Here is a 23,460-nt window from a genome sequence, read left to right as displayed (position 1 = left end):
AGATCCTGGGGCAGCTCGAGGCGGCGCTGCCGGGCGATGCGGTCCTTCTCGGTGTCGGGCAACACGGCGCCGATCTTGACCAGCGCCTCGTCGGCGGCCCGCGCCATGGCGGCGCCGCCAAAGGCGCGCACCATGCGCGCGCCGGCGACCAGCGCCACGATCTCGTCACGCGTGAACATCAGCGGCGGAAGGTCGAACCCCTCCCTCATCATGTAGCCAACGCCAGCCTCGCCGTCGATCGGCACCCCGGTCGACTGCAGGTCGGCAATGTCGCGGTAGATCGTTCGCTCGGAAACCTCGAGCCACGTGCCGAGCTTCTGGGCAGTGACCAGACGGCCACCACGCAGATGCTGCACGATCTGAAAGAGCCTGTCGGCGCGGCGCATCGTGTCGTCCCTCGGTGTTGTTTCCAGAGCGGCTTACCGTTTCACCGAAATGGCGAACCGCTCCATCTCTCTGTTTCGACGCAATTCCGGACGGAAGACAGGAGCACACTCTTCCTGGAATTGCTCTAGGCATGCCGCTGTCCCAGCCCGGCGCCCACCTTGGGGCGGCATGCATTATGGTTTCAGCCCTTCGCGCTTGCGCTGCGCGGCGACGAATTCCGCGCCAAAAGACAATTTCCTCGTTGTCGGCGCCGTCGCGTCGAGCACGCGCCAGAAGGGTGCGATGTCATCAAGCGTCATGCCGCGCCCGAGATCCTCGTTGGCTGCTTCGGCGACTGTGCGCAGATGATAGCCTATCGTGACCGGGCATGTCACTTCGGCGCCATGTTCGACGGCGAGCGCGGTGCGCAAAGCGCGGACATCCATGCCAATGCCTTCGGGAATCGAGCGGATGAAATCGTCGACCTGCCGCGCGGTCGGCACCAGCATCGGCTGGCCCTCGATGACGTCTCCCATGGCGCGGGGCGTCGGTTTCACGCCGTTGATGCCAGGCGGGTTCAGCCTGTCGTTCCAGCTCTTCATCGATCGTCCTCTCGGCCGGCCATGCGCATTATGTCACCATCGCACGCCCCTCCTGACAGCATAGTGTCAGGATGCTTCCGCGTACTCCTTCATGAACAGCGTCCGCATCTGCGCGAGATCGCCGCCTTTGCCGGGATAGAGAGCCTGCAGAAAAGCAAGGGCGAAGGTGCCGGGCGCCGAACCCGGCGCGGAAACGATTTTGCCGTCGGCCACGGCGTGCGGCACGTCCTGATAATTGTTATCGCCAGCATAGCCGGCTTCGTGGCGATTGATCCAGTCACGGCCATTGCTGGTATGCTTGGCATTCTCGAAGAGGCCAGCCCGGGCCAGCGCCAATGTTCCGGCGCAGATACCGCCGACCACACCGCCGCGCGACGCGACGCTGGTGAGCAGTTCGGCGGCATCCGGCGGTTCCTTGCCAGCCCACTGATCCGAGCCGATGACGGCAACCGCATCAAGATCGATGTTTTCATCGGCTTTCGCCGAGCGGTCCGGCGCCAACCGAAAACCGCTAATTCCCGTCACCGGCTTGTTATCCGGCGTCAGCGACACAGCGCGAGCGCCAAACCATTCCACCGCCGAGGCCCCCAAGAGCCCATATTCCCAGTCGGCGAAACCTTCGATGAACAGGAAGCCGATAGTCTTCTGATCGGGCATGCGCTCGCTCCATCCCGGGCTCTATTTCAGGCGTGCCGTGCCCGTAAAAGCGGGTCACCTTTGGATGGCACGCGTTGATATTTGGGCGTTGACTCGTCCGCGTCCAACAGTCGCCTCGAGTTTTTTATCTCAATTGCCGCGAAGGCGACGGTCGGCATACATGTCCGGCCAGCCGATATCCTTGCGAATGTCGGCGGGGAGCGAATTCATAAAGCGCTGCGTGCGGATTTCATTGCGCATCGTGCGCACCTTGCCGACATAGTGCTGCATGCCGCGCAGAATGGTAAAACCGTTCATGGCTATTCTCCTCTCTCTGACTGGAGGCAGTATCGCACACCCCTCCTGACAGCAGTCTGTCAGGAGCATGGCAGGGCGCAGAACGATGGTTCCGTTCGGCGCGTATCTCTAGAGCAAGCGCCGGTTTTCCCGGCATCACGCCTGCCCGCAGTTGATCTCGGCGGGCACTAATTGTTCACCAATAGAATGCCAATCGGCGGGACGTTGTTCATCGTCCGATGACGGACCGTCGGGATGGGCGGCCTTCCGCGATGGGACCGCAATGCTGATATGAAGGGAGAAAATTCTTCCCACAAAACAGGGAGACGACCATGAGCCTGCAACTGACAGGAATCCACCATCTGACCGCCATCACTGCCAATGCGCCGGGCAATCTTCACTTCTACACGAAGGTGCTGGGCCTGCGGCTGGTCAAGAAGACGGTGAACCAGGACGATACCTCGGCCTACCACCTTTTCTATGCCGACGGCGAGGCAACGCCGGGCACCGACCTCACCTTCTTCGACTGGCCGGTTGGCCGCGAACGGCGCGGCACCCACAGCATCGCGCGAACCAGCCTCAGGGTCGGCAGCCAGGAGAGCCTTGGCTGGTGGAAGCAGTATCTTGCCGGCGAGGGCGTCGTGACAGGGGAGATTGCCGATATAGGCGGCTACCCGTCACTGGATTTCGAAGATCCCGAGGGCCAGCGTCTGCGGCTGGTCAGCGATGGCGGCAGCGGCGGCAGCCATCCCTGGGCGCAAAGCCCGGTACCGGCCGAGCATCAAATCCGCGGGCTCGGGCCGATCGTCATCAGCGTTCCCGACATCACCAACACCGAGGCGGTGCTGACCAAGGTGATGAACATGCGTGAAGTCCGCGACTATGCCTCGCCGGACGGCGAGGGCCAGGTCCACGTCTTCGAAATGGGCGCGGGCGGGCCGGCGGCGGAGCTTCATGTTGCCGTGCAGCCTGGACTGGCGCCAGCGCGGCAAGGCGCCGGTGCGGTCCACCATGTCGCCTTCAGAGCGCCGGACCAGGAGACGCTGCATCAGTGGACGGCCCGCCTGACCGAATTCCGTCTGCCGTCGAGCGGCGAGGTCGAGCGCTATTACTTCCGCTCGCTCTATTTTCGCGAGCCGAACGGCATACTGTTCGAGATCGCCACGGACGGGCCGGGGTTCACCGCCGACGAGCCGCTGGAGACACTTGGCGAAAGCCTGGCGCTGCCGCCCTTCCTCGAAGGAAAACGCGCTTCGATCGAGGCCGGCCTCAAGCCGCTGAGGTAGATCTAGGTCGTTCCCTGAAAGACAACGCCGCGTTCCGGTTCGGATCGCGGCGCGTATTCATTCTCAGGAACGAAGAAGGCGCTTTGACAGCCGGCCGCGTTGCTGATCAAAGGCGGCATGACGAAACTCCTCGCCCTTGTCATTGTCGGTTTCATGGTGATCCAGATCATCAAGCCACTCGGCTGGCCCGGGCTCAAGCGACGGAGCGATTTCTGGAAGCTGGCGGTTCTCGCGATGGCAGCGATCTCGCTGGCGGCCGTGCTTGGGCATTTGACATAGGCCCCCGCACTGTCCGTCGGTCTTCAGTCGCCAAGCACCGGGCCGACGAGATGTTCCGCCCAGGCCCGGTAGCCGGCTTCCGAGGCATGAAAGCCGTCCGAGGCAAAGCCGGCTTCAGGATTGGTGATCGGCAGGCGAGGTGCCGGCACCGCGCCGCGCTCCAGGCAGAGGCGTTCGCCCATCCGGTTCATTGCGGTTGCGCGGATTTCCAGGATCTTGCCGAGCAGCGGCGGCATGGCCGGCGCTCGCGTGAACTCCAGCACCGGCGACCACACGACGCGCGCTTCCGGCCATTTGGCGCGCAACGCATAGAGCAGGCCGCCGAACTCTTTCTTGAAGCGCGACACCGAGTGGAAATTCTTGGTGTCGTTGGTGCCGATGGCGAGCACGATATGCGTCCATGGCTCGGCCGACAGATTGGGCAGGACGTGGTCTCGGATCTGGCCTGACGTCGCCGAATTGAAGCCGGCGGCACGCCAGCGCACGGCGCCGCCGGTGCGCTGGGAGATCAGCACGGCGAGTTGCGCGGCAAGTCCGTTTTCGGAATTGCCGATGCCCACCGAAGCGGCCGAGGAGTCGCCCAGCACCAGCAGCGAAATTGCCGGCGCGCTGCCCGCTATCTCATGCATGACCGGGCCCTGTGCCGGCAGCATACGCGTGGTGCGGCGGCGCACGGCCAAGCCCTGCCAGACATAGATGGGAAAGGCGAGCCAGGTGAAAAGGGCCGGGAAACGCATGGCAATACCCTGCAACGATCTGCGTCAGGCTTAGCGTAAGTTTCGGCGCAGGTGAACGATCTCAGTCGCAGCAGCCAGGCGGTTCATCGTTCTGCGTCGGGTGACGGTCCTGATATTCGTCATGCAGGCGGACCCAGTCCATCAGGCCATGATAGGGGCCATTTTCGTTGCGCCCCTTCGGCGTCATGTCGAGATAGGCATAGGTGCCGATCAGCGCCTCGCCACCCCGGGCGCGCGACAGGAAGGTGAGAAAGATGTCGCCATTCTCATCCCTGTAAAAGACGCTGGTGCCCGGAAGCTCCTTCGAGGTCCGGGGACGGGTCTCGAAATTGTAGGTGGTGTCGCCGGTGGCGATCTGCCGGTCGGTGAAGGAAACCTGCATGTCGAAATTGAAATCCGACGCATAGGAGGACACCCAGTCGAATTTCCAGCCCATGCGCTGTTTGTAGGGCAGAAGTTCCGCCAGGGGCGCGCGTGAGACCACGACGAGCGACACGTCGTGATGCCTGAGGTGCCGGTTTGCGCCATCGATATGGTCGGCCAGGAAAGAGCAGCCCTCGCAATGATAGACGCAGCCCGGCCCGAACATGAAGTGATAGACGATCAGCTGGCTGTTGGCGCCAAACAGGTCGGCCAGCTTCTTCGGCCCTTGCTCGGTGTCGAAGACATAGTCCTTCCTGATCTTCAGCCACGGCAATTCACGCCGCTCGGCCGCGATGCGCTCGCGCAACCGCGTCAGTTCCTTCTCGCGGATCAAATGCGCCTTGTGTGCCTGGAACCAGTCTTCGCGTGAAACGACCTTGTTGCGATGCATGAACCTCTCCCTGTCTGCACCCCAAGGACGTTCAGGATGGGCGCAAACCGACATCGCCGCCAGTGACGCCTTGAGGAAATAGGAACGGGAAGACCTTGGCCCAAGTCCGACAGTCACAAACAAAAACCCGGGCACGTCGGCCCGGGTTCGCGGCAGGACGGACGAATTGCGATCAGGCGGCGCTTTCCAGCGTTGGCTTCCATTTTCCCAATGCCGCAAGATGGTTCATGTGGGCGCGATGGGTAAAGGCGGCCTGGCCGGCGGCGACGTTCGAGGCCTTGCCGCTCCATGCCTTCTGCGGCGCGGCCTGCAGCGCGCGGCCGTAGGAGAAGGTCAGCTTCCACGGATGCGGGCCGATGGCGTTGATGGCGTTGAGGTTGGCGGTCGCTTCCTCGTCCTCCTGACCGCCGGATAGGAAGGCGATGCCCGGCACGGCGGCCGGCACCGTCTCACGGAAGAGTTTTATGGTCTTTTCGGCGACCTCCTCGGGGCTGTCCACCTTGCCCGACTTCTTGCCCGACAGCACCATGTTCGGCTTCAGGATCGTGCCTTCGAGCACGACGCGCGCCGCGTAGAGCTCGTCATAGAGCTTCATCAGTGTGGCCTTCGAGACCTCGTAGCAGGTAGCGATGTCGTGGGCGCCGTCCATCAGCACTTCCGGCTCGACGATCGGCACGATGCCGGCTTCCTGGCACAGGGCGGCGTAGCGGGCGAGCGCGTGAGTGTTCGAGGCGATCGAATTGGCCGAAGGCACGCCCTTGGTGGTGTCGATGTCGATCACCGCGCGCCATTTGGCGAAGCGGGCGCCGAGCTTGTAATAGTCGGCAAGCCGCTCGCGCAGGCCGTCGAGGCCCTCGGTGATGGTGTCGCCGGGAAAGCCGGCGAGGGGTTTGGCTCCGGCATCGACCTTGATGCCGGGAATGGCGCCGGCCGCCTTGATGATATCGACCAGCGGCGTGCCGTCGGCCGCCTTCTGGCGGATGGTCTCGTCATAGAGGATGACGCCGGAGATGTACTTGGTCATCGCGTTGGAGGCGCGGAACATCATCTCGCGGTAATCGCGGCGGCTGTCGGCGGTCGATTCGACGCCGATGACATCGAAGCGCTTTTTGATGGTGCCAGAACTTTCATCGGCGGCCAGCAGGCCCTTGCCGTTGGCCACCATCGCGGCGGCAATGTCTTCGAGACGTTCGCTCATCATGCTTCTCCTGAAGGGGTTCGTTCCGCGCTTAATGGAAGTCTACCGCCAAAGGAATGGCATCGGAAAGCTCGAATCGATTGAAAGTCTCTGGCGCCCTCGTTTGCTCCGTGTTGATGCAAAATCCCGGACGAAAAACCGTCTCACACTTTCCTGGAATTGCTTACCGCTTCAACACGTCGACGCCGGGCAACGGCTTGCCTTCCATCCATTCCAGGAAGGCGCCGCCGGCGGTCGAGACATAGGTGAAGTCGTCGGCGACGCCGGCGTGGTTGAGGGCCGCCACCGTATCGCCGCCACCGGCGACGGAGACCAGCTTGCCGGCCTTGGTGCGCGCCGCCGCGTGCTTGGCCGCGGCCACTGTCGCGTGGTCGAAGGGCTCGATTTCGAAGGCGCCGAGCGGGCCGTTCCAGACCAGCGTGGCGGCGCGGTCGATCCATTCGCCGATCGTCGTCACCGTCTTGGCTCCGACATCCAGGATCATGCCGTCAGTCGGCACGTCCGAGATGGCGACGGTCTCGCAGGCGGCACCCGCCTTGAACTCCTTGGCGACGACGCCATCGACCGGGAGGATGATGGCGCAGCCTGCCTCGGCCGCCTCGATCATGATCTGTTTGGCGGTCGCGGCCAAATCATGCTCACACAGCGACTTGCCGACATCGGTGCCGCGCGCGGCGAGGAAGGTGTTGGCCATGCCGCCGCCGATGACCAGCGCGTCGACCTTCTTCACTAGGTTCATCAACAGCTCGATCTTGGTTGAGACCTTGGCTCCGCCGACGATGGCGACGACCGGCCGGGCCGGATTGCCCAGTCCCTTTTCCAGCGCCTCGAGCTCGGCCTGCATGGTGCGGCCGGCAAAGGCCGGCAACAGACGCGCCAGCCCTTCAGTGGAAGAGTGGGCGCGGTGGGCCGCCGAGAAGGCGTCGTTGACGAAGATATCGCCATTGGCGGCGAGCCGATCGGTGAAGGCGTGGTCGTTTTTCTCCTCGGCCTTATGGAAGCGGGTGTTTTCGAGCAGCAGCACGTCGCCCTTGTTCATGGCGGCAACGGCGCTGCCTGCCGTGTCGCCGACGCAATCGCCGGCGAAGCCCACGGGGCGCCCAAGCACTTCGGCCGTGGCTTTTGCAATCGGCTCCAGCGAGAATTCGGGCGAAGGGCCATCCTTGGGGCGGCCGAAATGGGCGAGCAGGATGACCTTGGCGCCTTTGCTGGACAGTTCGGCGATGGTCGGCGCGATACGCTCGATGCGCGTGGCGTCGGTGACCTTGCCGTCGGCGACGGGAACGTTAAGGTCGACGCGCACCAGCACGCGCTTACCGCTGATGTTGCCGATATCATCCAGTGTCTTGAAGGCAGCCATGCCGGTCCCTTTCCTAGGAAATCGCCGGGACCATACCCCGCATCGGCGGCGATGCAAGGCTTTGACAGGGCGGGGCGCGAAATTTTGAGGCGGGCGGGGACATGGTCCGTGAGGGCTGCCCCAGGCGGATGGAGTGATCGCCGTCGTCAGTTCCCGGTCGTCGCCTTTTCAACCGGTGGCTCGGCGTCGTCAGTCCGTGCCGGCGCTGCCTGCGTCTGCGCCGGCTTGCGCCAGTTGCGGATAAAGGCGCTCAAACGGTCGCCCATCTCGCCGGCGCTGAGGAAGACCGGCACCCGCGCCACCGGCGCGGTCGGCTCAAAGGAAAGGCCAAGGCCCGTGATCCTGCCCTTGTCGTCGACATCCCTGACGATCAGCTCGATTGGACCGAGCAGCACGCGGTCGGCATATTCGGCATGGCCGCCGAGCCGCGCGGTGACCAGCGCGCCGACGGTGAGCTTCTGCTCCGCCTCGGTCAGGCCTGGCGTGTAGGCGGCTTCCAGTTCGGCGGCGGAGCGCGCCGGGTCGACGGCGAAGGCGCCAAAGAAATCGGCATCCTCGGGATCGACCACGGCCCGGCTGGCGAACAGCTTGTCGAGCAGGCGAGGATAGCGGTCCGGCACGAAGATGTAGACCTGATCGCCGGCGGCCAACCGCCCCATGTCCTGGAAACGCATCGAGCGGCCGTCACGCAGGACCAGCGAGGGACGGGCCCAGCGCGGAATGCGTTCGCCGCGCGCCACCGGACTGCCTTGAGCCACGCGATAGGCGAGAAGCTCGTGATGGGCGGAACCGGGAAGCTCCAGTTCGACCTTGTCCAGCGGCCCGAGCCGCGCCGGCACGATAAGGCCGAGCCGGCGCGCCAACGGGCCAACGGTCCAGCCCTGGATGACCAGCGAAACCAGGACGATCATGAAGGCGGCGTTGAAGATGGTGCGGCCGTTCTCCAATCCACCGAGCAGCGGGGTGATGGCGAGCAGGATCGAGACGGCGCCGCGCAGGCCGACCCAGGAGACGAAGGCGACTTCGGGGCGCGGCAGGCGAAACGGGATCAAGCAGAGCCAGACCGCGACCGGTCTCGCCACAAACATCAGGAACAGGCCGAGCAGCACCGCCGGCACCATGATCGCCGGAAATTGCGAGGGCGTCGCGAACAGGCCGAGGATCAGAAACATGATGATCTGCGCCAGCCACGACATGCCGTCCTGGAAGCGCTTCAGGATGGTGACGGCGCGGATGTCGGAATTGCCTGATATGAGGCCGGCGAGATAGACCGCCAGGAAGCCCGAGCCGCCGATCGCGCCGGCGGCGGCGAAGACCATCAGCGACAGGGTCAGCACGAAGATCGGCAGCAGGCCATGGTCGAGATTGAGCCGGTCGACGAGGCGCACGATGGCAAGGCCGCCCAGCACGCCGACAATGGCGCCGAGGCCCATATTGATGACGAAGCCGAGGATCAGGTTGGTGACCAGGACATTGGCTTCAGGGTTCGCATGGGCGGCGATGATCTCGACCAGCGTGATGGTCAGGAAGATGGCGATCGGGTCATTGGTGCCGGACTCCACCTCGAGGGTGGAGCGCACGCGCTCGCGCAGATTGATCTCGCCGGCGCGCAGCAGGAAGAACACCGCCGCGGCGTCGGTCGAGGCGACGGCGGCGCCGAGCAGGAAGGATTCCAACCAGGAGAGGTTGAGCATGGAGTGGGCGGCGGCTCCGAACAGGCCCGTGGTCAGCACCACGCCGACCGTGGCCAATGACAGGGCCGGCCCCGCGGCCTGCCGCAAGGCGTTGAGCGGTGTGCCGAAGCCGGAATCGAACAGGATGATGGCCAGCGCCAGTGAGCCGGCAAAATAGGCGACACGGGCATTGTCGAATTCGATGCCGAGGCCGTCAGTTCCGGTGGCGAGCCCGATGCAGAGAAACAGAAGCAGGAGGGGAGCGCCGAAGCGGAAGGCGATCAGGCTCGAAAACGCGGCGGCGACAACCAGCGCCGTGCCGACCAGCGTGACGAGATAGATCGCGTGCTCCATCCGTGATTTGCCCCTCGAATTCCTCTGCTTTCTCGCTTTGCGGGAGAGTGGGGCGAAGGCATGGCCAGTGCAAGGCGGCCGGATGGTTTTTTGCCCAATGCCGCTGATTTTCGACGGTTCTGGAGTTGTTGCTTCGGCAAACGAAAACGCCCGGCCGAAGCCGGGCGTTCTGATCTGTCGAGACTGGCTCGCGATCAGGCGATGGTCTTGCCGAAAGCGACGGCGGTATCGGACATGCGGTTGGAGAAGCCCCACTCGTTGTCGTACCACGACAGCACGGAGACGAAGTTGCCGTCCATCACCTTGGTCTGGTCGAGCGCCATGATCGAGGAATGCGGATCGTGGTTGAAGTCGACCGAGACGTTCGGATGATGGGTGACCGACAGCACGCCCTTCAGCTTGCCGTTCGAGGCGGCGATGACCGCGTCGTTGATTTCCTGCACCGTGGTCGGTCGCTTGGCGATGAACTTGAAGTCGACGACCGAGACGTTCGGGGTCGGCACGCGGATGGAGATACCGTCGAGCTTGCCCTTGAGGTCGGGGAGCACAAGGCCGATCGCCTTGGCGGCGCCGGTCGAGGTCGGGATCTGCGAAAGGGCCGCGGCGCGGGCGCGGTAGAGATCCTTGTGCATGGTGTCCAGCGTCGGCTGATCGCCGGTGTAGGAGTGGATCGTCGTCATCATGCCTTTTTCGATGCCGACCGTCTCGTGCAGCACGGCCGCCAGCGGCGCAAGGCAGTTGGTGGTGCAGGACGCGTTCGAGATGACGATATGGTCCTTGGTCAGCTTGTCGTGGTTGATGCCGTAGACGACGGTGAGGTCGGCACCTTCTGCGGGAGCCGAAACGAGGACGCGCTTGGCGCCGGCGGTCAGGTGCGCGGCGGCCTTGTCGCGGGCGGTGAAGATACCGGTGCATTCGAGCGCGACGTCGATGCCCAGTTCCTTCCACGGCAATTGCGTCGGATCCTTGATCGCGGTGACCTTGAACTTTTCCTTGCCAACCGTGATCTGGTCGCCGGAAACGGACACTTCATGGGGAAAGCGGCCATGCACGCTGTCAAAGCGCAGCAGGTGCGCATTGGTCTCGACCGGGCCAAGATCATTGACGGCGACGACCTCGATGTCCTTGCGGCCGGATTCATGGATGGCGCGCAGTATGTTGCGGCCGATGCGGCCGAATCCGTTGATGGCAACTCTGACAGTCATTTTTCTCTCCCGGGGAGATGGAGGGCGGACAATTGGTCCGCAGCTTCATAGCGGCGGACGGACAAAGAATCCAGCCGCAGCGGCATGGATTTAAATCGATTTAGTCGATCCAGCCCCGCGAAGTCGCCTAGGCGACCTCGCGGCGGGACCAGGCCTTATTTGCCGTGCAGGCGAGCTTCGGCTGCCTTGGCGGCCGCCTCGGCGGTGATGCCGAAATGCGGATAGAGCTGTTCGATGGTGCCCGAGGCGCCAAAGCCGGTCATGCCGACGAAGATGCCGTCCGAGCCGATGAAATGATCCCAGCCCTGGCGGATACCGGCTTCGATCGCCATTTTGATCGGCGCGTCGCCGGTCGTCTTCTTGCGGTAATCGTCGCTCTGCTTGTCGAACAGTTCAAAGCAAGGCACCGAGACGACGCGGGTCGGATGGCCATGCTTCTCCAGCAGGTCGCGGGCGCCAAGCGCAATCTCGACCTCGGAGCCGGTGGCGAAGATGGTCACCGCGGCTTCACCGCTGGCGGCGGCCAGTTCGTAAGCGCCCTGGCCGCTCAGGTTCTTTTCGGTGAACTCGGTGCGCACCGTAGGCAGGTTCTGCCGGGTCAGCGCCAGCGTTGACGGCGTCTTTTCCGATTCAAGGGCGATCTGCCAGCACTCGGCGGCTTCCACCGCGTCGGCCGGACGGAAGACATTGTGGTTAGGAATGGCACGCAATGCCGCCAGATGCTCGACCGGCTGGTGGGTCGGACCGTCTTCGCCCAGACCGATGGAATCATGCGTCATGACGAAGATCGAGCGGATGCCCATCAATGAGGAAAGCCGCATCGCGGGGCGGGCGTAGTCCGAGAAGCAGAGGAACGTGCCGCCATAGGCGATAAGGCCGCCATGCAGCGTCAGGCCATTGATCGCGGCGGCCATGCCGTGCTCGCGGATGCCGTAGTGGACATAGCGCTGGCCGTAGTCATCAGGCGTGATGTTCTTGGTCTGGCTGGTCTTGGTGTTGTTGGAGCCGGTCAGATCGGCCGAACCGCCGATGGTTTCGGGCACGGCACCGTTGATGACCTCCAGCGCCATTTCCGACGATTTGCGGGTAGCGACCTTCGGCTTGTCGACGGACAGCTTCTTCTTGTAGTCGGCGATGACGGCGTCGAAGTTGGACGGCAGTTTGCCGGCGAGACGGCGCTCGAACTCGGCCTTCAGCTTGGCGTCGGCCTTGGCAAGGCGGCTTTCCCAGTCGATGCGGGCCTTGACGCCAGCCTTGCCGGCGGTGCGCCAGGCGTCGAGGATGTCGGCCGGGATTTCGAAGGGCGGCGAGTCCCAGTTGAAGAACTTGCGGGCGCCGGCGATCTCATCGGCGCCGAGCGGCGAGCCGTGCGCCTTGTTGGTGCCGGCCTTGGTCGGCGCGCCGAAGCCGATGGTCGTCTTGCAGGCGATCATCGTCGGCTTGTCGGAATGGCGGGCGGCTTCGATGGCATAGGCGATCGCTTCCGGATCCGTACCGTCGATATGGCTGGCGTTCCAGCCCGAGGCCTGGAAGCGGGCGACCTGGTCGGTGTTGTCGGCCAGCGATACCGGGCCGTCGATCGAGATGTTGTTGTTGTCCCAGAAAACGATCAGCTTGTTGAGCTTGAGGTGCCCGGCAAGCGCGATGGCTTCCTGGCTAACGCCTTCCATCAGGCAGCCGTCGCCGGCCAGCACATAGGTGTAGTGGTCGACGAGGTCCTTGCCGAAGGCGGCGTTCATGATGCGCTCGCCGAGCGCGAAGCCGACCGAATTGGCGAGGCCCTGGCCGAGCGGGCCGGTTGTGGTTTCAATGCCGGTGGCGTGACCGTATTCGGGATGGCCGGCGGTCTTGGAGCCCAACTGGCGGAAATGCTTGATCTGGTCGATGGTCATGTCTTCGTAGCCGGTCAGGTGCAGCAGCGAATAGAGCAGCATCGAGCCATGGCCAGCCGACAGGATGAAGCGGTCGCGGTCGGGCCAGTGCGGCGCCTTGGGGTCATATTTCAGGAAGCGGGTGAACAGTACCGTGGCGATGTCGGCGCAGCCCATGGGCAGGCCGGGATGGCCGGAATTCGCCTTTTCGACGGCGTCCATGGAGAGAAAACGGATCGCATTGGCCATCCGGTCATGTTGTTCACGCGACGTCATGGTTCCTCCGGGGTGAGGGTTTTGGGCTTGGGAGAGCCCTTGAAAAGGGTGCGCGACACATAGCAGGCGCGGGTTTTTAGTCAACAAATCGGGTGCACATTTGCCGGTCTTGTGATGCCGGCGGCGGGCCTACATTAGCGTTAGCAGGGGACAGTCGCGAGAGCTTTGTTGACGTCGCCTTCACCCGGTGCCTAATGTTTCGGGGATAACGCGTTCTGAACGCGAACGATTCGGTGATGGGCAGGGCACAGGACGAAGGCCATGACCGGGGAAACCACGCTCAAGGAAGTGATCGCAAGGCTGGGCAAGGCCATTGAAGGGCTGGAAAATGCCGTCGCGGCCAAGCTGGAGCATGAACGCGACTATTCGGAAGCCGAGGCCGAGGTGCAGCGGATGAATGCCGACCGCTCGCGGCTGGCGCAGGAACTCGACAATTCCGAAGCGCGCGCCGAACGGCTGGAAGATGCCAACAAGGAAGTATCGCGACGGCTGGTGACCGCCATGGAAACCATCCGCGCCGTGTTGGACAGATAGGAGCTGGCCCATGGCACAGGTCACGGTTTCAATCGACGGCAAGCAGTATCGCATGGCCTGCGACGAGGGCCAGGAAGAGCATCTGATCGACCTTGCCGAGCGCTTCGACCGCTATGTCTCGCATCTGAAGGATTCTTTTGGCGAGATCGGCGACCAGCGCCTGACCGTGATGGCCGGGATCATGGTGATGGACGAGCTTTCGGAACTGCAGAAACGCGTCAAGGGCATGGAAAGCGAAGTGCTGACCTTGCGCAAGACCCGCGACGAGGCGCTAACCAAGGCTGACAGGAACGACAGCGTGCTGACCAACGCGCTTGGCGCGCTGGCGCAGCGCATGGAAGATCTGACGGTGACGCTGGCGATCAACAAGGCCTGATCGCTCTTCCAGTCGGACCCCTCTGGGCGTTATGGGTTCAGCGGATATCTGAAAACTCCTGCCGTCCCTGCCATGAAGGACGGAAATTTCGCCGGCAGCGCTGCCGCTGGGGGCTTTAAGCATTTTGTAGGTCGCTGCCGAGGGTGCTAGAAAGGGTGCCGAGCCGCGGCAGTGGGTTGGCGGCATTTGTCACAAGGTAGGGATAAGCCATGAGCCTTCGTATCAACGACATTGCACCGGATTTCACCGCGGAGACGACGCAAGGGACGATCAAGTTCCATGACTGGATCGGCGACGGCTGGGCGATCCTGTTCAGCCATCCAAAGAATTTCACGCCGGTCTGCACGACCGAGCTTGGCACGATGGCGGGGCTCGAAGGCGAGTTCAAGAAGCGCAATGTCAAGATCATCGGCATTTCGGTTGATCCGGTCGCGAGCCACGAAAAATGGCAGGCCGACATCAGGACGGCGACCGGCCAATCGGTTCACTATCCGCTGATCGGCGACAAGGACCTCAAGGTCGCCAAGCTCTACGACATGCTGCCGGCAGGCGCTGGCGAGACCTCGGAAGGCCGCACGCCCGCCGACAACGCCACCGTGCGCTCGGTCTATGTCATCGGGCCGGACAAGAAGATCAAGCTGGTGCTGACCTATCCGATGACCACGGGCCGCAACTTCGACGAGATTCTGCGCGCGGTCGATTCCATGCAACTGACCGCCAAGCATCAGGTGGCGACGCCGGCGAACTGGAAGCAGGGCGAGGACGTCATCATCACCGCCGCTGTTTCCAACGAGGACGCGATCAAGCGCTTCGGCGCCTACGAGACCATCCTGCCCTATCTCAGGAAGACCAAGCAGCCGTCCGCCTGAAACAGCCGCCGCAACGGTTTTTGCCTTTTCCTTCCTCCCGGGCCAAGTCATGCTTGACTGGCCCGCTTGGGTGGACAACCATGCCTCTGCCGGGGTTCGGCGGAGAAAATCGTTCCGGCCGGCAATGGGTTGGGGAAGCTCGCTTTGGACGTGGCTTTGGCAAGACCGCAGGTCAGGGGTTTCTATGACAAGCCGACGGGGGCCGTCCAGTATGTCGTCGCCGATCCGGCGACGAGGCGGTGCGCCATCATCGATCCGATTCTCGATTTCGATGAGAGATCCGGCGCAACGGCGACCAGGAGCGCCGATGTGGTGCTCGATTTTGTCAGGGAAAACGGGCTGGAACTCGAGTGGATCCTCGACACGCACCCGCATGCCGACCATTTCTCGGCCGCGCATTATCTGAGCGAGAAGACAGGAGCGCCGATGGCGATCGGCGACAGGATCGTCGACGTCCAGGCACTGTGGAAGGTGATCTACAACTGGCCGGATTTTCTGGCCGACGGCTCGCAGTGGGACAGGCTGTTCAGGCAAGGCGAGATCTTCCAGGTCGGGACCATCCCGGTCAAGGTGCTGTTCTCGCCCGGACACACGCTGGCCTCGATCACCTATGTGATCGGTGACGCCGCCTTCGTGCATGACACGCTGTTCATGCCCGACAGCGGCACGGCGCGGGCGGACTTTCCCGGCGGCAGTGCCGCGCGGCTGTGGCGCTCGATCCAGGAGATCCTGGCGCTGCCCGACGAGACGCGCGTGTTCGTTGGCCACGATTATCAGACCGGTGGCCGCGAGCCCCGGTGGGAAAGTACGGTCGCCGTGCAGAAGGCCAGCAACATCCATCTCGTTGCCGCACACAGCGAGGCCGAGTTCGTCGCCCTGCGCGAGGCGCGCGACCGGACATTGCCGATGCCGCGGCTGATCCTGCATGCCTTGCAGATCAACATGAATGGCGGGCGCCTGCCGGAACCGGAAGCCAACGGAAGGCGGTATCTGAAGTTTCCCTTGGATGGGCTGTAGGCAGTGCTACTGCCGGCACTCGAGGCTGTAAGGCAGATGCCGTCAGTGAAACTGCTGATCTGCCCGCAAGGGGGATCAACTGTCGCCTCGTTTTTGCCAAGCACCCGAACACAAAAAAGCGGCGCCAGTTTCCTGACGCCGCTTTTGTTTCTAACCGAACCCGACGTTAAGCCGCCGGCTGCGCCTCGATGGTGCGCAGCGCCTGGGTCTGGCGCTTGGCGGCGGCCTTGACCGCGTCCTGCACCTTCTCGAAGGCGCGCACCTCGATCTGGCGCACGCGCTCGCGGCTGATGTCGAACTCGGCCGACAGCTCTTCCAGGGTCAGCGGCTCCTCGGCGAGGCGACGGGCCTCGAAAATGCGCCGCTCGCGATCGTTGAGCACGGCAAGAGCGCCCGACAGCATGCCGCGCCGGTTCTCCAACTCGTCCTGCTCGATCAGCATCTCCTCCTGGCTTTCGTGGTCATCGACCAGCCAGTCCTGCCATTCGCCGGACTCGCCTTCCGTCGCGCGGATCGGCGCGTTGAGCGAGGCGTCGCCCGACAGGCGGCGGTTCATCGACACGACTTCGGCTTCGGAAACGTTCAGCCGCGTGGCGATCTCGGCAATCTGGTCGGGCTTGAGGTCGCCGTCGTCCAGCGCCTGGATCTTGCCCTTCACCTTGCGCAGGTTGAAGAACAGACGCTTCTGGTTGGCGGTCGTGCCCATCTTGACCAGGCTCCACGAGCGCAGGATGTATTCCTGGATCGAGGCCTTGATCCACCACATGGCATAGGTCGCGAGGCGGAAGCCACGCTCGGGTTCGAATTTCTTGACGGCCTGCATCAGGCCGACATTGCCTTCCGAGATCACTTCGCCGATCGGCAGGCCGTAGCCGCGATAGCCCATGGCGATCTTGGCGACGAGCCTCAGATGGCTGGTGACGAGCTTGTGCGCGGCGGACGTGTCTTCATGCTCGGCATAACGCTTGGCGAGCATGTACTCTTCCTGCGGCTGAAGCATGGGAAAGCGACGGATTTCTTCCAGGTAGCGGCTGAGACCGCCTTCACCGGAAACGATACTGGGTAATGACTGGGCCATGATAGCGCCCCCTCTCTATTGGAGTAATGCCCCCGAAACGCGGCGAGCATGTGACGCGAGCACCATAAGGCTCGCTCGCGCCATCGGATGTATACAGGAACAAAACCAGAAAAGACAGCATTTGTTCAACACGAAACAGTGTGTCACGCTGAAGTGAACAATGCCAGTCAGGTTTTTTGATGGCTGGTTTCGAGCTTGTTGATGGCAGGTTCAGAGATCGCGGAAGCCGCCGACGAGTTTCTCCATGTCCTCCGGCATCGGCGCCTCGAACCTCATCGTTAGATGGGTATCGGGATGCCGAAATGCAAGGAGCCAGGCATGCAAAGCCTGCCGGGAAAATGACTTGACCTGACTTTTCAGCGGTTCCGGCAGCCGATTGGCCTTGGTGCGGAAAACCTGGCCATAGTCGGGGTCGCCAACCACGGGATGGCCGATATGGGCCATGTGGACGCGAATCTGGTGGGTGCGGCCGGTTTCCAGCCGGCATTCGACAAGGCTCGCGGTGGCGAATTCCCGCTGGTTTTCGCCGAAGCGCTCCTGCACGGCGAAGTGGGTGACGGCATGGCGTGCGTCGTCGCGCCCTTCCGGCACCACGGCGCGACGCACCCGGTCGGCGGCACGGCCGAGCGGTGCATCGACCGTTCCGGTCGGCCTTTGCGGTATGCCCCACACCAAAGCCAGATAGGCGCGTTCGAGATCACCGGTTCGGCCGTGATCGGCGAAGGCTTCGGACAGGGCCTTGTGGGCGCGGTCGGTCTTGGCCACCACCATGACGCCGCTGGTTTCCTTGTCGAGGCGATGGACAATGCCGGGCCGGCGCACGCCGCCAATGCCCGACAGGCTGTCGCCGCAGTGATGGATCAGCGCATTGACCAGCGTGCCGGTCCAATTGCCGGCGCCGGGATGCACGACGAGCCCCGCCGGCTTGTTGACGACGATCAGCGCATCGTCCTCGTAGAGCACATCGAGCGCGATGTTTTCACCCCGTGGCGAGGCCGGCTCCGGTTCCGGCATGGCGACTGATACGCTTTCGCCTGCGGTCATCTTGCGCTTGGTTTCTTCGACCGGCTTGCCATCGATCGCGACCGCGCCTTGTCGGATCAGCACCTGTACGCGGCTGCGCGACATGTCCGGACCGAGGGTCGCGGCCAGCCACTGATCCAGACGCTGGCCGGCCGCATCCGCGCCCGCCACAAGCACGATCGGCGCGGCCGCCATGAATTGGTCCTCTATTAATTCAGGGGCCTCTTCGTTATGAGCGCTCATCGAAAAAGTTCCGGAACTGTTTGCCATGGTCAGGCCAATCGCCGACGAAGATCACGAAAAGCCGCTCGACCCTGAAGTCGAAAAGGTTCGCAGGAAACTCATCCGTTTCGTCGGGATCAATCTCGGCCTGCTGCTTCTTGCCCTTATGGTGGTGATCGGAGCCCTTGTCTACAAAGCGCGCAACACGCCGCCGGCGAGCCCGTCGCTGGCCGGCGACGTCCAGGCACCCGCGGGCGAGCCGATCGGCGCCGACATCGTGCTGCCGGTCGGCGCCAAGGTGGTCAGCCAGTCGCTGTCCGGCAATCGCATCTCGATCGATGCCGAACTTGCCGACGGCGGCCGTACGATCTTCGTCTACGACACGGCGGAGCGCCGCCTGATCGGCCGTTTTGCAATTCGCAACAAATAGGCCGGCCGCAACAATGACCGGGTTTGCCGAACATCGCCGTGTTGCCACCGTTGCGCTGGTCGTGGCCAACTATGACGAGGCGATTGCGTGGTATGTCGGGCGGCTGGGTTTCCGGCTCGTTGAGGATGTCGATCTCGGCGACGGCAAACGCTGGGTGGCGGTGGCGCCGGCCAACGGGCAAGGTGCCAGACTGCTCCTGGCCGAGGCGTCGGACGAGGCGCAGAGGAAAAGCATCGGCAACCAGACCGGCGGGCGGGTTCTCCTGTTCCTCGAAACAGATGACTTCGCACGTGACCATGCGACGATGCTGGAACAGGGCGTCGAATTCCGCGAGGCGCCGCGTTTCGAGCCCTATGGCACGGTGGCGGTTTTCGCCGATCTGCACGGCAATCTCTGGGACCTCATCGAGCCCAAGCGATAACGCGCGGGCAGCTTTTTGTTCGATGCGGTAAAGCGGCCGAACCCCAGTTGCTTTTTGTCGGCCGTCAGCCTATATCGCCGGTTCTTGAGCGCGCCCATCGTCTAGCGGTCAGGACACCGCCCTCTCACGGCGGGAACAGGGGTTCGATTCCCCTTGGGCGTACCAACGACATATCAAGCACTTAGCTCTGATCAACGGAAAACCGTCAAAATAGCGGTTAAAAGCTTGCGCCCCACCACCCTCGGTGCTGCGAGCCGGCTGATCGTCGAACGGATTCGTCACCCACCAACCCGGTGTCACCGATTGACCGAATACACCCAATTAAAGTCAGGCCGCGACGCTTGAAAGCATAGCAATTTCTGTTAGTTGCGGCGCGGGGTTGCATCCGCGGCAGCGCGGATTTGGGTTGGGGTAGAGTTGGAATGGCCTCGGTGAAGATAATTTGCCCGCGCTGCCACGGCTGCGGCAAGGTTTTCGATTGCTCAAGATGGTGTACGTCAAAAGGACATTGCTGTCCGCAAGGGACGCATCAGACCGGTTGCCCCGGGAAGACCCTCGCCTGCACCGAGTGTGGCGGCGTGGGGATACTGGCGGAAACGGAGCTTAGGGCTGTGGTATAGCCTGGCTTCGGTCAGAACGGGCGGTTTCGCGTTGCGATTATGCCCTGCATCATCTGGAAAAGCCCTCGACCTTGAACGCCAAGCCTCCTTGCACTGCCGCGCATCGCTAGGAACCGTTGCTGCTGGCGCCGCAGGGCTGATTGCATTAGCATCACGACATGGATCTGAAGCCGGGCTCAGGCGGCGCGCAGAACGTCGGATGCCAGGCAGGTCCGCACGGGCGGCTGGTGCCGCTGGGAGAGGCCAATGCAGAAACTGCAATCGCAGGGCGTCCATCACATCACGCTGGTCGGCGCCGGGCGCCAGACCTCAATCGATTTCTGGGAAGGCGCGCTTGGCATGCCGTTCATTTTCGAACAGCCCAACCTCGACAAGGCCAGCGAGAGCCATCTCTATTTCGATCCGGGCGACGGCCGGCTGATCACCGTCTTCACCGATGAGAGCCGTACGCCGCAGAAGCGGCGCACGCCGACCGATCCGGGCTGCGTCCATCACATCGCGTTTGCGGTGTCGCGCGTCACCTTCCTGCAGGCGGTCGCCCGGCTCGACGAGCGCGACATCAAGCACAGCGGCGTCAAGGATCGCGGCTTCATGGATTCGATCTATTTCGAAGATCCGCTCGGGCTGCTGATCGAGCTCGCCTCCTACCGCTTCGAGCCGCCGGCGGGCTTTACCCATGCCGACGTGCTGATGGAAGCGCACAGGCTGCGTTTGGCGCGCGGCGACTACAATATCACGGAAGTGCATCTCGCCGACGCGATTCAGGCGCTCGTCGAGCGTTCCCGCGCAACCTTGTCGAACGACCGGACACCGAAGAATCCATACTGAACGGATCAGAGGGAGGAGCAAATGGCGAAGACAGCGACGAAGAGTCCGAAGAAATCCGAGGCGAAATCAGCCGCAAAGCCGGCGGCAAAGCCGGCGGCCAAGGCTACTGCCAGGCCCGTTGCGAAGGGCAATGCGAAACCGGCGAAGAAACCTGCCGTGAAGCTCAGCATGCTGAAGCCCAGCGTCAACAACATGACTGTACGGGTGTTCGCGCGCGCGGCCGGGCTGGATGCCGCCGAAACCGATGCCTGGGGCCATACGCGCTCGCCCGAATTCACCGCGCGAAACCCGTCCCATTTGACGCCGATGATCGAAGACAAGGGCCTTCCCAGAGGTGTGTTGTGGGAAAGCTGCGCCATCATGCAGTATCTCGCAAACAAGCACGGGCTGGAGAAATTCTACCCCAAGGCGCCGGCCAAGCGGGCCATGGTCGACAGCGCTATGTTCTATCTAGTCGGTACGCTCTACCCGTATGTGGCGCGCGCCACCTATCCGTTGCTCGGCTTCCCGCAATATGCCGGCGAGGTCGGCCACAGCGACGCCCACCCGGACAAGAAGTCCGAAGCGCAGAAGGCCGCCATGGCCGCGATCGCCGAGCCGCTGGAGATCTTCCACAGCTTCTTCAGGAACGGCAAGCCGTTCATCGGCGGCAAGCATCCGTCGATCGCCGACATCCGGCTGGCGGCGACGCTCGAATTCCTGGCTGTCATCGACTATCCGCTGCCCAAATGGGCGAAAGAGTACATGGCGACGATCGAGAAGAAGCTCGGCAAGGCCTATGCCGAGCCGGCCGGCGACGTGCGTGGCTATATCGCCCATGTGAGGTCGCAGGCGACGGCCTGAGGTTAAGGGTTCGTTAACCAAGCCCCTGTCTACTGTCAGGAATTCACCGCGCGACCACGGATGTACTGGCGCAATATCGGTGAAAGGAAAGGTCGGCTCATTGCCGGCCTTTTGCTTTTCGGCCCCATGCTGGAACATCACGGGACAGCGATCAGGCAACGCCAGAGCATCAACTTTTTGCGCCGGGATATTGTCATTGCCGGCGTTGGCTCTAACATCCCTTTCAACGGGTCGGGCAAAGAATGTCGGCCTGGGAGCGAGATGAGGGCTTGCAATGAAAAGCATGGCTGCGACGCTGATCATCGCCGGCGGAATGCTGGTTGGCACAGTCCTCCCGTTGCATGCCGCAACGCTCAACACTATGGATGATGTCGGGGCAGCGATTCAGGCATGCTGGACGCCGCCGCCCGATGCCGGGGATTCGACCGTAACCCTGAGCTTCAGTTTCAAACGCGACGGCACGCTGATCGGCGCGCCGCGGCCGACCGCCGCCAAGGTGGCCGGTGACGACAAGGCGCGGAAGTCGTTCATCGACGCGGCGGTCGCGGCGGTCAAGAATTGCACGCCGCTGAGCTTTTCGCCGACGCTGGCTCAAGGCATAGGCGGCAACGTCTTCACGCTGCAATTCGTCTCGCCGAAGAAATAGCCGTTCTTGCAGAGTTTTCCGGGTTGTCCTGACGCAGATGGGGCCGGGAAAGCTCATATATATATCAACGGTCCGGCAACGGCTTCCAGCTCTGCCAGGATGGCTTTTCGGGCGAGCCCCCGGTCAGTGGCTCAGGCGCCGTACCTTGGCATGCCGTGCCAGGTCCGGTGTTTCGAAGACATAGTCGCTCCACGCCGATTCCGGAATTTGCCCGGCCAGATAGCACTCCAGCAACAGGTTTTGCTCGGGAGTGAGCGGCCTTGGCGCGCGCTCGTGATCCAGCCCCAGGGAATGAAAAAGGTTCCTTGTCAGTTCCGATACCGTGAAGTGGATCGACATCCGCGTTCTCCTTTGCCCCTTCAACGCCGCAACCCGAGCAAGGTTTCAGGAGCAGGCCCCGGTAACGACGGATTGATCGTTCGCCCGGTAAACAGCGCAAATGCACGGCGCGAACTGCCACGGCCGGCTTCTTCAACGCTTGCGCGGACCCTGCCAGTAACTAGACGAAAGGTGCAGCGCCCTACACTCCGGGTATCGGCCAGCGGCAGTCGATCGAGGCCGGCAAGCGGCCGGGTGCGCGTGGCAGGGCCCGGCCACTTCCCGGTAGCGAGGAGCCTGCCGCTTGCCCGATAGAACCGTGATCTGCCTGGAACAGCCGCGTGCTTGCGGCGTTGTGATCGACACCAGCCGGGAGAGACGCCATGGCCACGTTCAGGGAAATGAGGGTTCTGGAGATCGTCGAGGACGGCTCACTGACCAAGGATGAGAAGATCGCTGAACTGCGCAAGATCGAATCCGAGGCACGCGGGCTGCAGCGAGCCGCGTCGGAAAGCCCGATGGGCGAAGATGATGGGTGGCAGGACGATTTGCGCCAGGTTCGGCTTGCGCTCGACAAACTAGGGGCAAAGGAGCCTAAGAAGGGCGCGGCATCGCTATAGGTGCGCTGTTTGCCACAAAGCTCTGGCGAATTGCGGGGGCAGTTCATTGTTTCGCGGAAACGAAGAACGGCTCCAAGTAATTTTGGTCTCGAGCAATTCCGAGCGGAAAGCTGCTTTGCAGCTTTGCGAGGATTGCCCTAGTCGCAGACCATGCGAACCCTTTCGCCTGGCGCGCTCACATTCCTGCAGGCCAGTTGCCTTTCCGGCTCGGAGGATGGCGGAGACGGCGGCGAAAGCCTCGTCTGGCGCCGTCTCTGCATGGCCGGCTTCACGACCTTGCGTTCGGAAATCTGCCCAGGCTGCTGCGGCGGCACCGGAATGGCGCCATTGTTGACCTGCGGTTGGTAGTCGACATTGGGCGGCGGCCGATCCCAGAAACGCCTGGCGTCGAGGGGTCGCGGGATGATGACCGTGCCGTCATAGCTTCGCGAGCAGCCACTGCCGAAAAGCAGCGTCACGCCCAGCAAGAAAGGCCCTATCCGTCCATACATTAGCAACACCCCTGCGGGCTTATAACGCGGCCTTGGTCCACCAGACAACCGGACGGAATAACGCAGCAGGAACCGCTCGGTTGCTCCGTTAAGGTTAGCGGATCGTTAATGCTTGTCGGGCACATTCCGCCGACGAACCGCGGAGGGAGGGTTCGACCTTGTTTTTCGGG

General features: G+C 63.0%; 27 protein-coding genes and 1 tRNA gene. 13 read left to right on the top strand and 15 right to left on the bottom strand.

Going from position 1 to position 23,460, the window contains the following annotated elements:
• The 4 genes from FJ938_RS27925 to FJ938_RS27910 form a co-directional block, all read right to left on the bottom strand.
• A partial coding sequence (locus FJ938_RS27925) for an HTH domain-containing protein (RefSeq protein WP_140699577.1) occupies positions 1–386 on the bottom strand: 386 nt, incomplete at its 3' end.
• Between the two features lie 174 nt (positions 387–560).
• Positions 561–968 (bottom strand): hypothetical protein, encoded by a 408-nt coding sequence (locus FJ938_RS27920; RefSeq protein ID WP_140699575.1) that lies wholly within the window; start codon positions 966–968, stop codon positions 561–563.
• Positions 969–1,034: 66 nt separating this feature from the next.
• On the bottom strand, positions 1,035–1,625 hold the full coding sequence (locus FJ938_RS27915) for a DJ-1/PfpI family protein (RefSeq protein ID WP_140699572.1): 591 nt from the start codon (positions 1,623–1,625) through the stop codon (positions 1,035–1,037).
• A gap of 129 nt (positions 1,626–1,754) precedes the next feature.
• Positions 1,755–1,922: a hypothetical protein gene (locus tag FJ938_RS27910; RefSeq protein ID WP_140613532.1), complete on the bottom strand. Its 168-nt coding sequence runs from the start codon at positions 1,920–1,922 to the stop codon at positions 1,755–1,757.
• A 311-nt stretch (positions 1,923–2,233) separates the two neighbouring features.
• Between FJ938_RS27910 and FJ938_RS27905 the strand changes: the two genes are divergently transcribed.
• Positions 2,234–3,187, top strand: a complete 954-nt coding sequence (locus FJ938_RS27905) for a ring-cleaving dioxygenase (RefSeq protein ID WP_140699569.1) — start codon at positions 2,234–2,236, stop codon at positions 3,185–3,187.
• A 117-nt stretch (positions 3,188–3,304) separates the two neighbouring features.
• The gene (locus FJ938_RS27900) at positions 3,305–3,466 is read left to right on the top strand and encodes a hypothetical protein (protein WP_140699566.1); all 162 of its coding nucleotides are present in this window, start codon (positions 3,305–3,307) and stop codon (positions 3,464–3,466) included.
• 23 nt (positions 3,467–3,489) lie between these two features.
• On the opposite strand, the gene FJ938_RS27895 is transcribed toward FJ938_RS27900, so the two are convergent.
• The 7 genes from FJ938_RS27895 to tkt form a co-directional block, all read right to left on the bottom strand.
• Entirely contained in the window at positions 3,490–4,203 is a 714-nt protein-coding gene (locus FJ938_RS27895) for an SGNH/GDSL hydrolase family protein (protein WP_140699563.1), read from the bottom strand.
• Positions 4,204–4,264: 61 nt separating this feature from the next.
• Positions 4,265–5,017 carry a thioredoxin family protein gene (locus FJ938_RS27890; RefSeq protein WP_140699560.1) on the bottom strand — a complete coding sequence of 251 codons (753 nt, stop codon included), beginning with the start codon at positions 5,015–5,017 and terminating at the stop codon, positions 4,265–4,267.
• Positions 5,018–5,189: 172 nt separating this feature from the next.
• Positions 5,190–6,215, bottom strand: a complete 1,026-nt coding sequence (locus tag FJ938_RS27885; protein ID WP_140699557.1) for a class I fructose-bisphosphate aldolase — start codon at positions 6,213–6,215, stop codon at positions 5,190–5,192.
• Positions 6,216–6,378: 163 nt separating this feature from the next.
• Positions 6,379–7,575, bottom strand: coding sequence for a phosphoglycerate kinase (locus FJ938_RS27880; protein WP_140699554.1), 1,197 nt, complete (start codon positions 7,573–7,575; stop codon positions 6,379–6,381).
• A gap of 146 nt (positions 7,576–7,721) precedes the next feature.
• The gene (locus FJ938_RS27875; RefSeq protein ID WP_140699552.1) at positions 7,722–9,602 is read right to left on the bottom strand and encodes a potassium/proton antiporter; all 1,881 of its coding nucleotides are present in this window, start codon (positions 9,600–9,602) and stop codon (positions 7,722–7,724) included.
• Positions 9,603–9,796: 194 nt separating this feature from the next.
• Positions 9,797–10,807, bottom strand: coding sequence for a type I glyceraldehyde-3-phosphate dehydrogenase (gap, locus tag FJ938_RS27870; RefSeq protein ID WP_140608906.1), 1,011 nt, complete (start codon positions 10,805–10,807; stop codon positions 9,797–9,799).
• Between the two features lie 155 nt (positions 10,808–10,962).
• Positions 10,963–12,954, bottom strand: a complete 1,992-nt coding sequence (gene tkt, locus FJ938_RS27865; protein ID WP_140699549.1) for a transketolase — start codon at positions 12,952–12,954, stop codon at positions 10,963–10,965.
• 261 nt (positions 12,955–13,215) lie between these two features.
• Here tkt and FJ938_RS27860 point away from each other — a divergent pair, with 261 nt between their 5' ends.
• The 4 genes from FJ938_RS27860 to FJ938_RS27845 all read left to right on the top strand — a co-directional run bounded on the left by FJ938_RS27860 (position 13,216) and on the right by FJ938_RS27845 (position 15,750).
• Positions 13,216–13,488, top strand: a complete 273-nt coding sequence (locus tag FJ938_RS27860; protein ID WP_006200774.1) for a DUF4164 domain-containing protein — start codon at positions 13,216–13,218, stop codon at positions 13,486–13,488.
• Between the two features lie 10 nt (positions 13,489–13,498).
• The gene (locus FJ938_RS27855; protein ID WP_140608902.1) at positions 13,499–13,864 is read left to right on the top strand and encodes a cell division protein ZapA; all 366 of its coding nucleotides are present in this window, start codon (positions 13,499–13,501) and stop codon (positions 13,862–13,864) included.
• A gap of 209 nt (positions 13,865–14,073) precedes the next feature.
• The gene (locus FJ938_RS27850; RefSeq protein WP_140608900.1) at positions 14,074–14,733 is read left to right on the top strand and encodes a peroxiredoxin; all 660 of its coding nucleotides are present in this window, start codon (positions 14,074–14,076) and stop codon (positions 14,731–14,733) included.
• Positions 14,734–14,877: 144 nt separating this feature from the next.
• Positions 14,878–15,750 (top strand): MBL fold metallo-hydrolase, encoded by an 873-nt coding sequence (locus FJ938_RS27845; RefSeq protein WP_140699546.1) that lies wholly within the window; start codon positions 14,878–14,880, stop codon positions 15,748–15,750.
• Between the two features lie 166 nt (positions 15,751–15,916).
• On the opposite strand, the gene rpoH is transcribed toward FJ938_RS27845, so the two are convergent.
• Complete coding sequence (gene rpoH / locus FJ938_RS27840; protein ID WP_027053961.1) at positions 15,917–16,828, bottom strand: RNA polymerase sigma factor RpoH; 912 nt, start codon at positions 16,826–16,828, stop codon at positions 15,917–15,919.
• Positions 16,829–17,038: 210 nt separating this feature from the next.
• Positions 17,039–18,094: an RluA family pseudouridine synthase gene (locus tag FJ938_RS27835; RefSeq protein ID WP_140699543.1), complete on the bottom strand. Its 1,056-nt coding sequence runs from the start codon at positions 18,092–18,094 to the stop codon at positions 17,039–17,041.
• Between the two features lie 25 nt (positions 18,095–18,119).
• Here FJ938_RS27835 and FJ938_RS27830 point away from each other — a divergent pair, with 25 nt between their 5' ends.
• The 6 genes from FJ938_RS27830 (at position 18,120) to FJ938_RS27805 (ending at position 21,861) form a co-directional block, all read left to right on the top strand.
• Positions 18,120–18,503, top strand: a complete 384-nt coding sequence (locus FJ938_RS27830; protein ID WP_140699539.1) for a fimbrial protein — start codon at positions 18,120–18,122, stop codon at positions 18,501–18,503.
• A gap of 13 nt (positions 18,504–18,516) precedes the next feature.
• Positions 18,517–18,924, top strand: a complete 408-nt coding sequence (locus FJ938_RS27825) for a VOC family protein (RefSeq protein WP_140699536.1) — start codon at positions 18,517–18,519, stop codon at positions 18,922–18,924.
• 90 nt (positions 18,925–19,014) lie between these two features.
• Positions 19,015–19,089: transfer RNA gene (locus FJ938_RS27820), tRNA-Glu, on the top strand.
• Between the two features lie 701 nt (positions 19,090–19,790).
• Positions 19,791–20,372, top strand: a complete 582-nt coding sequence (locus FJ938_RS27815) for a VOC family protein (RefSeq protein ID WP_140699530.1) — start codon at positions 19,791–19,793, stop codon at positions 20,370–20,372.
• Positions 20,373–20,393: 21 nt separating this feature from the next.
• The gene (locus tag FJ938_RS27810; protein ID WP_140699527.1) at positions 20,394–21,215 is read left to right on the top strand and encodes a glutathione S-transferase family protein; all 822 of its coding nucleotides are present in this window, start codon (positions 20,394–20,396) and stop codon (positions 21,213–21,215) included.
• Between the two features lie 283 nt (positions 21,216–21,498).
• The gene (locus tag FJ938_RS27805; protein ID WP_181169203.1) at positions 21,499–21,861 is read left to right on the top strand and encodes a cell envelope integrity protein TolA; all 363 of its coding nucleotides are present in this window, start codon (positions 21,499–21,501) and stop codon (positions 21,859–21,861) included.
• A gap of 123 nt (positions 21,862–21,984) precedes the next feature.
• On the opposite strand, the gene FJ938_RS27800 is transcribed toward FJ938_RS27805, so the two are convergent.
• Positions 21,985–22,200 carry a hypothetical protein gene (locus FJ938_RS27800; protein WP_140699521.1) on the bottom strand — a complete coding sequence of 72 codons (216 nt, stop codon included), beginning with the start codon at positions 22,198–22,200 and terminating at the stop codon, positions 21,985–21,987.
• 362 nt (positions 22,201–22,562) lie between these two features.
• Between FJ938_RS27800 and FJ938_RS27795 the strand changes: the two genes are divergently transcribed.
• The gene (locus FJ938_RS27795) at positions 22,563–22,799 is read left to right on the top strand and encodes a hypothetical protein (RefSeq protein WP_140608882.1); all 237 of its coding nucleotides are present in this window, start codon (positions 22,563–22,565) and stop codon (positions 22,797–22,799) included.
• A gap of 137 nt (positions 22,800–22,936) precedes the next feature.
• Here FJ938_RS27795 and FJ938_RS27790 read toward each other — a convergent pair whose 3' ends face one another.
• On the bottom strand, positions 22,937–23,257 hold the full coding sequence (locus tag FJ938_RS27790; protein WP_246673569.1) for a hypothetical protein: 321 nt from the start codon (positions 23,255–23,257) through the stop codon (positions 22,937–22,939).
• Positions 23,258–23,460: the final 203 nt, after the last annotated feature.

The organism is Mesorhizobium sp. B2-4-14, from assembly GCF_006442155.1.
GTDB lineage: Bacteria > Pseudomonadota > Alphaproteobacteria > Rhizobiales > Rhizobiaceae > Mesorhizobium.
The sequence above is the reverse complement of the archived record's forward strand: the minus strand, read 5'-3'. Positions and strand labels throughout refer to the sequence as shown.

Coding starts and splice junctions, on each gene's coding strand:
- FJ938_RS27795 (WP_140608882.1), top strand. CDS start 22,563: ATGGCCACGTTCAGGGAAATGAGGGTTCTGGAGATCGTCGAGGACGGC.
- FJ938_RS27860 (WP_006200774.1), top strand. CDS start 13,216: ATGACCGGGGAAACCACGCTCAAGGAAGTGATCGCAAGGCTGGGCAAG.
- FJ938_RS27895 (WP_140699563.1), bottom strand. CDS start 4,203: ATGCGTTTCCCGGCCCTTTTCACCTGGCTCGCCTTTCCCATCTATGTC.
- FJ938_RS27810 (WP_140699527.1), top strand. CDS start 20,394: ATGGCGAAGACAGCGACGAAGAGTCCGAAGAAATCCGAGGCGAAATCA.
- FJ938_RS27825 (WP_140699536.1), top strand. CDS start 18,517: ATGACCGGGTTTGCCGAACATCGCCGTGTTGCCACCGTTGCGCTGGTC.
- FJ938_RS27885 (WP_140699557.1), bottom strand. CDS start 6,215: ATGAGCGAACGTCTCGAAGACATTGCCGCCGCGATGGTGGCCAACGGC.
- FJ938_RS27815 (WP_140699530.1), top strand. CDS start 19,791: ATGCAGAAACTGCAATCGCAGGGCGTCCATCACATCACGCTGGTCGGC.
- FJ938_RS27805 (WP_181169203.1), top strand. CDS start 21,499: ATGGCTGCGACGCTGATCATCGCCGGCGGAATGCTGGTTGGCACAGTC.
- tkt (WP_140699549.1), bottom strand. CDS start 12,954: ATGACGTCGCGTGAACAACATGACCGGATGGCCAATGCGATCCGTTTT.
- FJ938_RS27835 (WP_140699543.1), bottom strand. CDS start 18,094: ATGAGCGCTCATAACGAAGAGGCCCCTGAATTAATAGAGGACCAATTC.
- FJ938_RS27915 (WP_140699572.1), bottom strand. CDS start 1,625: ATGCCCGATCAGAAGACTATCGGCTTCCTGTTCATCGAAGGTTTCGCC.
- FJ938_RS27905 (WP_140699569.1), top strand. CDS start 2,234: ATGAGCCTGCAACTGACAGGAATCCACCATCTGACCGCCATCACTGCC.
- gap (WP_140608906.1), bottom strand. CDS start 10,807: ATGACTGTCAGAGTTGCCATCAACGGATTCGGCCGCATCGGCCGCAAC.
- FJ938_RS27880 (WP_140699554.1), bottom strand. CDS start 7,575: ATGGCTGCCTTCAAGACACTGGATGATATCGGCAACATCAGCGGTAAG.
- FJ938_RS27830 (WP_140699539.1), top strand. CDS start 18,120: ATGGTCAGGCCAATCGCCGACGAAGATCACGAAAAGCCGCTCGACCCT.
- FJ938_RS27875 (WP_140699552.1), bottom strand. CDS start 9,602: ATGGAGCACGCGATCTATCTCGTCACGCTGGTCGGCACGGCGCTGGTT.
- FJ938_RS27910 (WP_140613532.1), bottom strand. CDS start 1,922: ATGAACGGTTTTACCATTCTGCGCGGCATGCAGCACTATGTCGGCAAG.
- FJ938_RS27850 (WP_140608900.1), top strand. CDS start 14,074: ATGAGCCTTCGTATCAACGACATTGCACCGGATTTCACCGCGGAGACG.
- rpoH (WP_027053961.1), bottom strand. CDS start 16,828: ATGGCCCAGTCATTACCCAGTATCGTTTCCGGTGAAGGCGGTCTCAGC.
- FJ938_RS27900 (WP_140699566.1), top strand. CDS start 3,305: ATGACGAAACTCCTCGCCCTTGTCATTGTCGGTTTCATGGTGATCCAG.
- FJ938_RS27890 (WP_140699560.1), bottom strand. CDS start 5,017: ATGCATCGCAACAAGGTCGTTTCACGCGAAGACTGGTTCCAGGCACAC.
- FJ938_RS27855 (WP_140608902.1), top strand. CDS start 13,499: ATGGCACAGGTCACGGTTTCAATCGACGGCAAGCAGTATCGCATGGCC.
- FJ938_RS27920 (WP_140699575.1), bottom strand. CDS start 968: ATGAAGAGCTGGAACGACAGGCTGAACCCGCCTGGCATCAACGGCGTG.
- FJ938_RS27800 (WP_140699521.1), bottom strand. CDS start 22,200: ATGTCGATCCACTTCACGGTATCGGAACTGACAAGGAACCTTTTTCAT.